The sequence below is a fragment of the Altibacter sp. HG106 genome (assembly GCF_028561755.1).
Lineage (GTDB): Bacteria > Bacteroidota > Bacteroidia > Flavobacteriales > Flavobacteriaceae > DFVG01.
In genome coordinates this window covers 255,331-269,561 of record NZ_JAQQTD010000003.1, presented here as the reverse complement: position 1 = coordinate 269,561, position 14,231 = coordinate 255,331, and the positions used below count along the sequence as shown (strand labels likewise).

At 45.0% G+C, this 14,231-nt stretch carries 8 protein-coding genes; 3 read left to right on the top strand and 5 right to left on the bottom strand.

Annotated features, from left to right (window positions below; genetic code table 11):
• Nucleotides 1–37: 37 nt before the first annotated feature.
• From aspS to PO830_RS06490, 5 genes are all read right to left on the bottom strand, one after another.
• Nucleotides 38–1,792, bottom strand: coding sequence for an aspartate--tRNA ligase (aspS, locus tag PO830_RS06510; RefSeq protein ID WP_272852729.1), 1,755 nt, complete (start codon nucleotides 1,790–1,792; stop codon nucleotides 38–40).
• Between the two features lie 116 nt (nucleotides 1,793–1,908).
• A complete protein-coding gene (locus PO830_RS06505) occupies nucleotides 1,909–5,424 on the bottom strand; it encodes an efflux RND transporter permease subunit (RefSeq protein ID WP_272852728.1) in 3,516 nt (1,171 codons plus the stop codon).
• 30 nt (nucleotides 5,425–5,454) lie between these two features.
• On the bottom strand, nucleotides 5,455–6,621 hold the full coding sequence (locus tag PO830_RS06500; protein WP_272852727.1) for an efflux RND transporter periplasmic adaptor subunit: 1,167 nt from the start codon (nucleotides 6,619–6,621) through the stop codon (nucleotides 5,455–5,457).
• A gap of 57 nt (nucleotides 6,622–6,678) precedes the next feature.
• A complete protein-coding gene (locus PO830_RS06495) occupies nucleotides 6,679–8,058 on the bottom strand; it encodes a TolC family protein (protein WP_272852726.1) in 1,380 nt (459 codons plus the stop codon).
• Complete coding sequence (locus PO830_RS06490; protein ID WP_272852725.1) at nucleotides 8,051–8,659, bottom strand: TetR/AcrR family transcriptional regulator; 609 nt, start codon at nucleotides 8,657–8,659, stop codon at nucleotides 8,051–8,053. Before PO830_RS06490 ends, PO830_RS06495 begins: the two co-directional genes overlap by 8 nt.
• 148 nt (nucleotides 8,660–8,807) lie before the next feature.
• Here PO830_RS06490 and PO830_RS06485 point away from each other — a divergent pair, with 148 nt between their 5' ends.
• The 3 genes from PO830_RS06485 to odhB all read left to right on the top strand — a co-directional run bounded on the left by PO830_RS06485 (nucleotide 8,808) and on the right by odhB (nucleotide 13,995).
• Nucleotides 8,808–9,782, top strand: a complete 975-nt coding sequence (locus tag PO830_RS06485) for a polyprenyl synthetase family protein (RefSeq protein WP_272852724.1) — start codon at nucleotides 8,808–8,810, stop codon at nucleotides 9,780–9,782.
• Between the two features lie 128 nt (nucleotides 9,783–9,910).
• On the top strand, nucleotides 9,911–12,661 hold the full coding sequence (locus PO830_RS06480) for a 2-oxoglutarate dehydrogenase E1 component (RefSeq protein WP_272852723.1): 2,751 nt from the start codon (nucleotides 9,911–9,913) through the stop codon (nucleotides 12,659–12,661).
• Nucleotides 12,662–12,690: 29 nt separating this feature from the next.
• Nucleotides 12,691–13,995: a 2-oxoglutarate dehydrogenase complex dihydrolipoyllysine-residue succinyltransferase gene (gene odhB, locus PO830_RS06475; protein WP_272852722.1), complete on the top strand. Its 1,305-nt coding sequence runs from the start codon at nucleotides 12,691–12,693 to the stop codon at nucleotides 13,993–13,995.
• Nucleotides 13,996–14,231: the final 236 nt, after the last annotated feature.

Genomic DNA, 14,231 nt, shown 5'->3' with positions numbered 1-14,231 from the left:
TACAAGAAAAAATCCTGCGAGATGCAGGATTTTAAAGTTACGATTTTAAGTTGAGTTGCAAATGCAGCTCATCGAGTTGTTCGTGGTCGATGGGCGCCGGCGCATCGATCATTACATCCCTACCGGCGTTGTTTTTCGGGAAGGCGATAAAATCTCTTATGGTTTCTTGACCGCCTAAAATAGCTACGAGTCGGTCGAGACCAAAAGCAATCCCTCCGTGCGGTGGTGCCCCGTACTGAAAGGCATCCATCAAAAATCCAAATTGGGCTTTCGCTTCTTCCGGAGTGAAGCCAAGATAATCGAACATTTTCGATTGGATTTCTTTGTCATGAATTCGAATGGAACCTCCACCAATTTCGTTCCCGTTGAGCACCAAATCGTATGCGTTGGCCTTCACGGCACCGGGATCGCTTTTAAGTAATTCCATTTGTCCCGGTTTCGGTGAGGTAAAGGGGTGGTGCATGGCATGATACCGCTCCGTTTCCTCATCCCATTCTAGTAAGGGGAAATCGACTACCCAAAGCGGGGCAAACTCATCGGGTTTTCGCAAGCCCATTTGTTCGGCGAGCTCCATTCGCAAGGCACTGAGTTGGGCACGAGTTTTAGCGGCGTCTCCGGAAAGGACACAAATCAAGTCTCCAGCGTTGGCTCCGGTAGCTTCGGCCCAGGCAGCTAGATCTTCTTGGTCGTAGAATTTATCTACCGATGATTTGTAGGTACCATCGTCATTACAACGAACGTACACCATGCCGAGCGCACCCACTTGCGGACGCTTCACCCAATCGATGAGTTTGTCTATTTCTTTTCTGCTGTAGTTGTTTCCGTTGGGAACAGCAATTCCTACAACGAGTTCTGCTGAATTGAAGACCTTAAAATCTTTGTGCTGTGCCACTTCATTCAATTCTCCGAATTCCATTCCGAAGCGAATATCAGGCTTATCATTTCCGTAGCGGCGCATGGCCTCGTCATAGGTCATTCTGGGGAAGCTATCGATGGTTACCCCGTTGATTTCTTTCAGTAGATGTTTGGTAAGCCCTTCGAAGGTATTCAATACATCTTCCTGTTCTACAAACGCCATTTCACAGTCGATCTGGGTAAATTCCGGCTGACGGTCCGCACGCAGGTCTTCGTCGCGGAAGCATTTCACGATCTGAAAATATTTGTCCATTCCACCAACCATTAACAACTGTTTAAAGGTTTGTGGCGACTGTGGCAGCGCATAAAACTGCCCTTCATTCATGCGTGAAGGCACCACAAAGTCTCTGGCACCTTCTGGAGTTGATTTGATCAGGTAGGGAGTTTCCACTTCCACAAAATCTTTTCCGGAAAGGTAGTTGCGAACGGCCATGGTTACCTTATGACGGAACACCAAATTGGAGCGCACGGGGCTTCTACGAATGTCTAAATAACGATATTTCATGCGCAAATCTTCCCCGCCATCGGTGTCGTCTTCAATGGTAAAAGGAGGTGTCAACGAGCTGTTGAGCACAGTAATCTCTCGCACTAAAATTTCAACGTCACCTGTGGGCAGATTTGGGTTTTTACTTTCCCGCTCAATCACTTCTCCGCGCACTTGGATCACAAATTCACGCCCTAGCCCGGATGCCGTTTCCATCATTTCTTTTGGCGTGCGTTCTTCGTCAAAGATCAATTGGGTGATTCCGTAGCGATCCCGAAGATCGACCCACACCATAAATCCTTTGTCCCGAATTTTTTGAACCCAACCCGAGAGGGTTACTGTGGTTCCTATATCACCAGAGCGAAGCTGCCCGTTGTTGTGCGTTCTATACATTGCGAAAAAATTAGGATGCAAATTTAACAATTAGCAACGTACCCGCCGTATTTTCTGAAACAAAAAACCCTTTCGGTTGAGAAAGGGTTTTCGGGATAGTATCGCTTCAGAAGTAGTTATTCTGCCGCTTCTAAATGCGCTTCTTCGTACTCAGTAAGTTCTTCCGAAGGATTACGCTTGGCGCGCCACCACATTTTTATTCGAATGGCGATGTAAAAGAGTACCGGAACAACGATCAAGGTTAAGAAGGTTGCGATTAGTAAGCCGTAGATCACGGTCCATGCCAACGGCCCCCAGAAAATCACGTTGTCTCCTCCAAAGTAAATATTCGGATTAAATTCACTGAATAGGGTATAAAAGTTAATGTTTAACCCAATGGCGAGCGGAATCAATCCTAAAATGGTGGTGATCGCGGTGAGCAATACCGGACGCAAACGCGCTTTTCCAGCACGAATAATACTGGCAAGCAGGTCTTCTTTCGACAAGAATTCGTCCTCTTCTAAATCTAATTGATTCTTTTTCCGATCGATCAATAATTGCGCATAGTCTAATAGTACCACACCATTATTCACTACGATTCCCGCCAGCGAAATAATTCCCATCATGGTCATCATGATCACAAAAGGCGCTCCAGAGATCACAATTCCACCGAATACACCAATCAAGCTCAAGAAGATAGCCAGCATAATGATGGTAGGTTTAGAAATTGAATTGAACTGAAAGATAAGAATCAAGAAGATGAGTCCGAGTCCACTAAAAAACGCCCCCATTAAAAATTGCATTTGCTTGTTCTGCTCTTCGATCTGCCCGGTATAATCAATTTTGATATCCTCAGGTAAATCATTGAAATACCGCATTTCGTCCTGAATTCTACTCACCACGGCTCCGGCGTCGGTATATCCGGGTGCCAAGGCAGAATACACCGTCACCACGCGTCGTGTATCACGGTGTTTGATGGCGCTAAAACCCGAATTATTTCGCTTGGTGGCTACGGCCGAAACGGGAATATTTCGCAATTGCCCCGTATTGGTTCGGAAGGTCATGGTTTGATTAAAAAGCGCACTGGTATTATACCGGCTTTCTTCATCAAAACGAACGTAGATATCGTAATCTTCGCCGTCTTCTTTGTAAACACCTGCTTTGGTTCCGAAGATAGCATTCCGAAGTTGTTGTCCCACCTGTCCGGCACTCACACCCAGCTCACCGGCCTTTTCACGATCTACGACCACTTGCATGGCGGGTTTGTCTTTGTTGACATCTATCTTCAATTCATCAATGGCAGCGATATTTTTGCTATTAATGTACTCACGCATCCGCTCGGCTGTGTTGATTAGTTCGTTGTAATCTTCCCCTTCTAACTCAATGTTGATGGGCGATCCCGCCGGGGGGCCGTTGGCATCTTTTTCTACGGAAATAAGGACCCCCGGATAAATACCTACCAGGGCTTCCTGTATTTTCTGCCGTAGCAGTTCGCTGTCTTTTCCATTTCGGAATTTATACTCACGCATGGAAGCGGTGATCTTTCCTTTATGTGGCATTTCGGCCGCCGAACCGCCATCGGTTTGTGGGTTTCCGGCGCCTTCTCCCACCTGACTCACGGCGCTTTCTACCATGAAATTACGTCCGTCTTCCATGTACATTTCACTGTTGATGACATCGTACACCTTCTCCTCGATTTCTTTGGTGATACGGTTGGTCTTTTCGATATCGGTTCCTTGTGGATATTCGATATATACGATGATCTGGTTGGGTTTGTTGTCAGGAAAGAATTCGATCTTTGTACGCTGACTCGCAACAGAGGCTCCAAAGGCTATAAACGCTCCAATCAAAAGTAAAAAGGTAGCGCCTACGATCCAGTAGGGACGCTTCTTTTTAAAAGATCCCGTTAAGCGGTTTTCATACCAATTTTCCAATTTGACAAGCGATCTATTCTGAAAACGATTGGCCATCCCACGAAGCACCAAGCGATACACCCATAACATGATAGCGGTGAAAATCATTAAGGTTCCTATGGCGCGATAGGCGCCGCCAAAAATCAAAATTAGGAGTCCGATGCCTCCCACAATAGCCGAGATCTTAATCAGCTGTTTCTTAGGCATGTTTTTGTCCTCGACTTTCATGAATTGCGAGACCAAAACTGAGTTAAAGAAGATTGCTACAAAAAGCGATGACCCCAGTACGACCGATAGGGTGATGGGGAAATAGATCATAAACTGTCCCATGAGTCCGGGCCACAAGCCTAGTGGAATAAAGGCAGCTACCGTGGTGGCTGTTGAAATGATGATGGGGAAAGCAATTTCTCCAATACCGCGTTTGGCGGCTTCTACGCGCGACATGCCTTCTTCGTCCATAAGTCGGTATACATTTTCTACCACTACGATTCCGTTATCGACCAGCATTCCGAGCCCCATGATGAGTCCGAATAAGATCATAGTATTCATCGTATAGCCCAACTGATTGAGAATCATGAGCGACATGAACATGGACATGGGGATTGCGAACCCAACGAACAAGGCGTTCTTAAAGCCCAGGAAGAACATTAAGACCGTCACCACCAGAATGATTCCGAAAATGATGTTGTTCACCAGGTCGTCTACCTGCCCGATGGTCTTCGAAGATTGATCGTTGGTGATAGAAACCGATAGATCGGGAGGAAATACGTTATTTTTGGCATCTTCCACAATCACTTGGATCTCTTCTGCCGCGGCCACCATGTTCTTTCCGGAGCGCTTTTTGACATCAAGCATCACCACGCGTTCCCCTGATTCGCGCGCGTAGGTGGTTCGGTCCTTTTCTGTAAAACTTACATCAGCAATATCTTTGAGATACACGATATTGCCGTTTTCACTTTTAACGACAAAATTATTGAGTTCTTGGGGTTCATCGATCTCTCCCAAAATGCGTATTGTTCGACGTTGGCCGCTGGCGATAAAATTACCGGCAGACATGGTCATGTTTCCGTTAGCAATGGCACCGCTAATATCTTGAAAACTCACATTGCTCGCCATCATTTTGTAGATATCTACGGCAACTTCCACTTCCTTTTCCTGCACCCCGCGAATGTCTGCTTTTTTGATCTGCGGCAAGTCTTCGATCTCGTCCTGTAGGTATTCTGCGTATTCTTTCAGTTTTAAGACAGGATAATTACCGGAGATGTTAATATTGAGGATGGGCATCTCTTCGGAAAGGCTTAATTCGAAAATATTGGGTTCTACTTTTGCGCCATTAAAAGTGGGCCAGTCTTCCCCAGAGGTTTCAGAATCTACTTCATCTTTCACCTTTTGTTTTGCCAATTCAACTGAAATATCTTCGTCGAACTCGACAGTAATCATCGAATAATCCTCTTGGGAAGTCGAGGTGATCTCGATCACATTACTTACCGTTTTTAGTTTGTCTTCTAGCGGATTGGTGATCAATTTCTCAATATCTTCCGCCGTATTACCGGGAAATAACGAACTGATGTAGATCTTGGTTTCTTTAATTTCCGGGAAGCTTTCGCGCGGCATACTGAAATAGGCTGAAATTCCTAAGAACAGTATCAAAATCATCATCACATAGATGGTGGTTTTGTTGTTGATTGCCCAAGAAGACAGTTTGAATTCTTTCTCGGTATTTTTTTTCTTTTTTGCCATTCTTATTCGTTTTGATGTGGAACGCGCTTCTTATTGCGCGATAATCTTCACCGATTGTCCTTCTTTGACGCTTCTAGCTCCTTCGTCAATGATCTCGGCCCCTGGAGTCAACCCGCTTAGCACTTCAATAATGTCTCCCTGAGTTTTTCCGGTTTCAATTATGACGCGTTGGGCAACCGCCTTGTCGCCTTCCTTTTCGGTGAGTACGTATACATATTGCTCACCCTCGGCATTTTCAGAAATAATACTCTGCGGAATCAATATGGCCTCTTCCTTGGTGTAATCGTTGATCTTTAAGCGAGCGGTTAAATTCGGCTTGATGGTTTTATCTTCGTTAGGCACCGCGATTTCGGCCATATAGGTACGGTTGTCGGGATTGATAAAATCTCCTGTTTGTCGAATTTCTGTAACCACAGTTTTACCCAAGACCGGAAAGGTGACCTCCACTTCTTTTCCCGCAGTGACATCGGTTAGATAGGTTTCGGGGACATCCGTTTCAATGTACATATCCTCCAAATTCACAAGGCGCATCAAGGCTGTTTGCCCCGGTGATACCACGCTTCCCTGTTCGGTTATCACGTTGTCTATCGTTCCCGAAAAGGGTGCGCGCACATTGGCTTTCGCCAATTGACGCTTTAATTGGGCTACGGCCTCTTGCTGCCCTTCATAATTCGATTTTGCTTGTAAGTATTGTATTTCGCTACCAATCTTTTGGTTCCAAAGGCGTTCCTGTCGTTCAAAAGTGGTTTTGGCCAGATCGGCTTGGACTTGTAATTGGGCGAGTTGCTGACTCAATCCGCCGTCGTCGATCTTTGCGAGCAATTGCCCCTTGGAAACCTTATCGCCTTCCTTCACGTAAACACGCTCTAAGATGCCACCCATTTCTGGGGTGATGACCAGGTTCTGCTTGGTTTCTACGCTACCTTGCAGCTCGATATAATGCTTAAAAAGCGTATCGGATGCTACAAAGGTCGTGATCAATGGAATGTTTCGCTCTGGGTTGAGCTCCATCAACTTAGCGTCCAATTGTTTTACCTGTTGCTGAATTTCTTGCTGTTGGGTAACCAACGCGTCTTTTTTCGCCTGAAGAGTGGCCACATCGTTGGAGGCTAATACGGTCTCCATCGAATTCTTATCTTCTCCACCACATGCGATAAGGAGCATGCCCGTACCCAGAATTAGGAAGAAGTTTTTCATGAGATTTATCGTTCTAGATTTCATTGTTGTCTTGATTAGTTAACCGGTGTGGCTATTTTAATAGTTCTTTTTTATGTCTTCGGAATCAATACGAACATCGGGCGTGTTCAATACGGTTTCTATCTCTGCTTTGGCGTTGATGAGGTCTAACATCGACTGAAAATATTGCTGCTGTGCCGTGTACAACTGTGTCTGCGCCTGTCTAAGGTCGAAACTGGTACTGAGCCCTTCGGTAAACTTCACCTGATTCTTACCTTCGATACGTTCGGCCAGAGCCTTGTTTTTCTTCGCATTTTCATACTTTTCGATGGCAAACTGAAAGTTACTGCGAGCCGTATTGATGGCAAGGCGCACGTTCTGTACGGTTTCCTCCAATTCGGTTTCAGCCTGCGCTAACGCGATTTTGGCTTGTTGCGTCCTTGCACTTCGTTGTCCGCTGCTGAAAATAGGAATGTTCATACTTACTCCCAGTACCGACGATTGAAACCATCGCTGGTCGCTATCCAAAAACGTAAAATCATCACTGTTTGCCTGAGTGCCATAATTCACAAAAGCGGAAATGCTGGGCAAGGCTTTGCTTTTTTCCAGTTTCATTTCCAAGGTGCGCTGTTCGGTAAGGTTATAAGCGATCTTATAGTCTACATTATTTTCCATAGACAGCTCTTCTTGTAACAGCTGAAGCGAATTCGTGTTCAGCGCCAGGTCGTCTAGTTCGTCTTCAAATATCACTAAGCTTTCGGTGGGAATACCCAAGGCGACGTTAAACATTTGTCGAGCGATAATAGCACTACGTCGAGCATTGCTGAGCTGCGTATCCACATCCAGCAAAGTCACTTCTAACTGTTCTACACTCTCTTCTTCGGTAAGTCCGTTCTCGTAGATCTTGCGAGTTTCAAAGAGGTTTTCCTCTAAGGCAGCTTTGTTCTTTTCAAAAATTGCCACCAATTCTTCCGCCAATAACACGCTTCCATAGGCGTTAATGACACCTTTTCGCACTTCCAGATTGGTCTTTTCCGTAGCGTTTTCAGAAAAATCTAAAAACGCCTTTGCGGCTTGGAGTCCCACTAAATAACTTCCGTCAAAAATCAACTGATTTAGCGTGGCGACGGCGTTTGCATTTTGTTTGGTTCCAAAGGTCACAGGAACGAAAGTGCCCGGAGGCCCACCTGTGATTTCTGCCGGAATTAGCGTCACCGGTTGCTTAAGGTTGTTTTGATACGCAATGTTCGCACTAATTTGTGGCAGTCCGGTGGCGGTGGTTTCCCACTTTTGTTTTAGGGCTTTGGCAATGTCTCGTCTAGAATTGAGCGCGGTGTAATTGCTGTCTAGCGCAAAGGTAATTGCCTCTTCGAGTGAAAAGGAATACGATTTTTCTTGTTGCGCGGTGGCTGCAAGACCGAACGTAATAAAAAGGACTATGTATAAGGTTTTATGCATCTTCTTGTTGGTTAAGTACGGTGTCTAATTTTTTAGCGCCTTTCGCCGTCACGATTCCGCGCAAATGGTACTCGAGAAAATCGGCCATGGTTTTTATCTTCGGAAAACGATCGGTTGGAAAATACGATTCGTCTGAAAGGCCGCTTAGGCACAAAAAGTAAATTCGAGAGATGAACGGCACATCGATATTACTTCGATAGACCCCGGTGGCAACGCCGCGTTCTAAATTGGCTACGGTGCATTCGTTCATATTTTCAAACTTTTTTTCAGTGACCGCAGCATATATTTCAGGATAATACTTCTGAAGCTGATACTGCGGAGAGCTTTTTTCGTATTTGAGATGGACCATCGCAAATTTCTTGATCTCGAATAGTTCTTCAATAGGGTCTTTCGATTGCTCTCTAATGTGATCAATACCGCACGTAATTTCGTGAAACACGCTCATGACCGTTTCGTGCACCAATTCGGTTTTGTTCTTAAAATGCGAGTATATGGTCTTTTTTGAAATCCCCATTTCCTGGGCGAGGTCATCCATGGTCACACTCTTAAACCCCAAATTGAGGAACATTTCCGCTGATTTTTCTATGATTTTCTCTTTCATTGTGAGCACAAAGATATTGTTCGGAAACTATAAAAACAAAAAAAGTTTCCTAGGTTTTACAATTATTTAACATACGACGTATGAACTCACTTTGCTTTTTGAATGGCAATGTTATCGACATCCCGTATTTTAGCGGCAAATTTGCGATATGGAATTACTCACTTCCTACGGAGAGAAATTACAAGCTCATATTGAGGCAACGATCCCAAACAAGGAACCCAGGCACTTATATGAACCCATTCACTATATTTTGAAGTTAGGCGGAAAACGCTTGCGGCCAGTGCTAACCTTAATGACCTGCGATTTTTTTGAAACCGATTGCGAAGAGGCGATGTCTGCTGCCCTGGCGGTAGAATTGTTTCATAATTTTTCGTTGATTCACGACGACATCATGGACGACGCCCCTTTGCGTCGCGGGAATACCACGGTACATGAGAAATGGGATTTGAATACCGGTATTTTATCCGGAGATGCCATGCTTATCTTAGCCTATCAATTATTCGAGGCCTATCCGGCAGAACGTTTCCGCGAATTGGCACAACTCTTTAGCAAAACGGCTATAGAAGTATGTGAAGGGCAACAATACGATGTAGATTTTGAAACTCGAGACGATGTGACCCTGGAAGAGTATATTACCATGATCGATTACAAGACGGCAGTGTTGCTAGGCGCGGCTATGAAAATGGGAGCGATCGTGGCGGGAGCCAGTGAAACCTGTAAAGACAGTTTGTACCAGTTTGGGAGAAATCTCGGCATCGCTTTTCAATTGCAAGACGACTATCTGGATGCCTTCGGAGACCCTAATTCCTTCGGAAAATTAGTAGGAGGAGATATTATCGCTAATAAAAAGACCTTTTTATACATTACGGCGATGAACAATGCGTCCAGATTACAGGCAAAAGAACTTGAAGGTCTGTCGAGCATTACACCCAAAGATCCACAAGAAAAGATAGAAGCCGTCAAACGTATTTTTATAAGCACGGGAGCTGATGAGGCCTTACAGCGTGAAATTGAATTCTATACCGAAAAAGCCAACACGGTACTCAGCGCAGTAAAAATGAGCGAAGATAAAAAGACCAAACTTCGAGAATTTAGTCACTGGTTAATGCGTCGCACCGTTTGATACAACCTGTTGGCCTTCACAAAACTTTAAGGAAATTCACCAAGAAAACTAAAGGTTAACCCTCGGTAGTTCTTGGAATTATTGTATTTTTGTACCGTTTCAAAAAACAGAACCAGGGCACTCCTACTATGGACCGATATTCTTTTCTAAACGCGGTGCATCCCGCACAAATCGCAGCACTTTACGATAAATATTTACAGTATCCCGATAGCGTGGAGCCAAGTTGGCGCGCATTTTTTCAGGGATTTGATTTTGGTTTGGAAAGTGATTCCCAAGAAGCTATTGGAGTAGCTCCGGGAGAGGCGCTGCCCGAATCGGTGCTCAAAGAATTTCAGGTGATTCAATTGATTGATGGGTATCGCAGTAGAGGTCACCTTTTTACCAAAACCAACCCGGTTCGAGAACGCAGGAAATATGTGCCTACCTTGGCGATTGAGAATTTCGGACTTTCCGAAGAAGATCTTTCTACGGTTTTTAAGGCCGGAGAGATACTCGGGATCGGAGAAACCACACTCGAAAATATCCTTCAGCATCTCAACAGTATTTATTGCGATAGTATCGGGATCGAGTATATGTACATTCGAAAGCCTGAAGAGATCGAATGGATTCAGAAAAAATTAAATGTCAACGACAATCAGCCGCAATTTTCGAAAGCGCAGAAAATTCATATTCTCAAAAAACTGAACGAGGCTGTTTCCTTTGAAAACTTCCTACACACTAAATATGTAGGGCAAAAACGATTTAGTCTTGAAGGAGGAGAAAGCTTGATTCCTGCCTTAGATGCTTTGATCGAAAATGCCGCTGAAAAAGGGGTAGAAGAGTTTGTCATGGGGATGGCCCACCGCGGTCGTCTGAGTACTCTGACTAATATCTTCGGAAAGAGCGCTAAGGATATTTTCAGTGAATTTGATGGAAAAGATTACGCCCAGGACATTTTTGATGGCGATGTGAAATACCACTTGGGGTGGACGTCCAAACGGACCACCGATAGTGGAAAGGAAATCAATCTGAATATCGCGCCCAATCCGTCCCACCTAGAGACAGTAGGCGCTGTGGTGCAAGGAATCGCGCGAGCGAAACAAGACCGCCACCACAAGCAGGAACTCAAAAAGGTATTGCCGATCATCGTTCACGGGGATGCGGCCATTGCGGGTCAGGGGATTGTTTATGAGATCGTTCAAATGGCGCAATTGGACGGATATAAAACGGGTGGAACCATCCATATGGTGGTCAATAACCAGGTTGGGTTTACTACCAACTATTTAGATGGGCGTTCTTCAACCTACTGTACCGATGTTGGAAAAGTGACATTATCGCCGGTGCTACACGTAAATGCCGATGATGCCGAAGCCGTAGTGCATGCCGTATTGTTCGCGCTTGATTTCAGAATGGAATTTGGCCGAGACGTGTTTATCGATTTACTCGGTTACCGGAAATATGGACATAACGAAGGGGACGAACCACGCTTTACCCAGCCAAAACTTTATAAAGCTATTTCCAAACATAGCAATCCGCGTGATATCTATGCCGAGAAATTGTTTAAACAAGGAATTATCGAGGACGGCTTTACGAAGCAGCTAGAACAGGAATACAAAGACAAACTGGAAGAAAAGCTAGAAGATTCTCGCAAGGAAGATAAAACAGAAATTACCGCTATCATGAAAGATGAGTGGGATGGTTTCCACTATGCCGAAGAAGATAAGATGATGGCTCCCGTGGATACTTCCTTCCCTCTAAAAGAACTGACAGCGATTGCGGAAACCATTACCCAGCTTCCGAAGGATAAAAAATTCTTACGCAAAATATCGAAGCTCATCGAAGCGCGTCACAAGATGTATTTCGAGGACAATAAACTAGACTGGGCCATGGGTGAATTATTGGCCTATGCCACCTTGTTGAAAGAAGGGTTCGATGTGCGAATGACCGGGCAGGATATAGAACGTGGAACTTTTTCACACAGACATGCCGTAGTCAAGGTAGAAGACAGTGAAGAAGAAATTGTGCTGTTTAATGAACTTTCCAAGCAACAAGGCGATTTTTATATTTATAATTCTTTGCTTTCTGAATATGGAGTCGTAGGGTTCGATTACGGATACGCCATGGCGAGTCCCAAGACCCTCACCATCTGGGAAGCCCAGTTTGGTGATTTCAGCAATGGAGCCCAAATCATGATCGATCAATATATTTCTGCTGCGGAAGACAAATGGAAACTGCAGAATGGCCTTGTAATGTTGCTGCCTCATGGATACGAGGGACAAGGAGCAGAACACTCCTCGGCGCGTATGGAGCGCTACTTGCAATTGTGTGCAAAAGACAATATGTATATCGCCGATTGTACCACGCCGGCTAACTTTTACCACTTGTTGCGTCGACAAATGAAAGTTGATTTTAGAAAACCACTGATCGTTTTTACCCCGAAAAGCTTGTTGCGTCACCCTAAGGTAGTGTCTACGAAGGAAGAGCTTGCGGAAGGAACCTTCCAGCCACTTATAGATGATCCTCAAGCCGCTGCATCGAAGGTAAAGACCTTGGTTTTTGTCACCGGTAAATTCTATTATGATCTGCTGGAAGTAAAAGAAGAAGACAATCGAGAGGACGTGGCGCTGGTGCGATTAGAACAGTTGTTCCCCCTTCCGAAGAATGAAATTGAAGACACCCTAAAAAAGTATAAGCAGGCGAAAGATATTGTCTGGGCACAAGAAGAGCCAAGAAATATGGGTGCCTATTCGCATTTGTTGATGCATTTGGAGGAAGCACGTAACTGGCGTGTCTGTAGTCGAAAAATATATGCAGCTCCTGCATCCGGAAGCGCCGTTCGAAGTAAAGCGCGGCACCAACGCGTGATCGAGGACGTATTTAATAAAACTGATAAAGAATAACCGAAACCAATTCGGAAAATAACAATCGTATGGCATTAGAAATGAAAGTCCCTTCACCGGGAGAGTCCATTACCGAAGTAGAAATTGCTCAGTGGTTAGTTGAAGATGGCGACTGGGTTGAAAAAGATCAGGCTATTGCCGAAGTAGATAGTGATAAAGCCACCCTCGAACTACCGGCGGAGGCCAGTGGAATCATTACACTCAAAGCCGAAGAAGGCGATGCCGTAGCTGTGGGAGAGGTGGTATGTTTGATCGATACGGAAGCTGAAAAGCCCGGCGGAGAGCAAGAGACGTCTGAAACCTATAAAAACCCAGGCGATGAAAAAGGAGGCGGAAATGCCGGTCCGGATTTAGACAAACAACAAGCGGAAAATAAGGACAATGGCGATAAGGCGGAAGCGAAGACACAATCGCCTTCGAAGTCAAGTACACCCAGTCAGGCGCAAGACAGCACCTATGCCACTGGAACGCCTTCTCCTGCCGCCAAGAAAATTTTAGACGAGAAGGGGATGGATGCCAAGGATGTCAAAGGAAGTGGCAGAGACGGTCGCATTACCAAGCACGATGCGGAGAATGCGAAACCCTCCATGGGTACACCAGGAAGCGGCAGCCGCGGATCGGAGCGCAAGAAACTATCCATGCTACGCCGTAAGGTGGCGGAGCGATTGGTTTCAGCTAAGAATGAAACGGCCATGCTTACGACCTTCAACGAGGTAGACATGTCTCCTATCTTCGAATTGCGAAAAGAGTACAAAGAAACCTTTAAAGAAAAACACGGAGTGAGTTTAGGCTTTATGTCGTTTTTTACCTTGGCGGTGGTTCGTGCGTTAGAGCTATATCCTGATGTCAATTCTATGATTGATGGCGATTATAAAATCACCTACGATTACAAAGATATTTCAATTGCTGTTTCGGGTCCCAAAGGTTTAATGGTTCCAGTGATTCGAAACGCAGAGAATTTAACGTTTAGAGGCGTAGAGAGCGAAGTGAAACGATTGGCCATTCGTGCGCGAGACGGTCAGATCACAGTAGATGAAATGACCGGTGGTACTTTTACCATTTCTAATGGAGGGGTATTTGGAAGCATGTTGTCGACCCCTATTATCAATCCGCCGCAGTCTGCTATTCTCGGCATGCACAACATCGTGGAGCGTCCTATAGCCAAAGATGGTGCTATTGCCATCGCGCCTATTATGTACGTCGCTTTAAGTTATGACCACCGTATTATTGACGGTAAGGAATCTGTTGGGTTCCTAGTCGCAATTAAGGAAGCCCTGGAAAGTCCGATTGAGTTGCTAATGGACAATGATGTGAAGAAAGCACTGGAATTGTAACCAGAACTTTATCATAAGGAATATGAAAAAACCCCCGACCATATGGTTGGGGGTTTTCGGTTAGTTAGCTGTATTTAAAACTTATGTATATGAAACAAAGTATTGGAAAATGTTCAGCGCGACCACAAAAATGACGAATGCGAAAACAAAGAAAAAAACAGCTTTTCTAGCTTTCTTATCTCTTGCTGGGACAGGGTCGATCTGTAACGTATTTTTCATAGGATAAAATTCCTAAA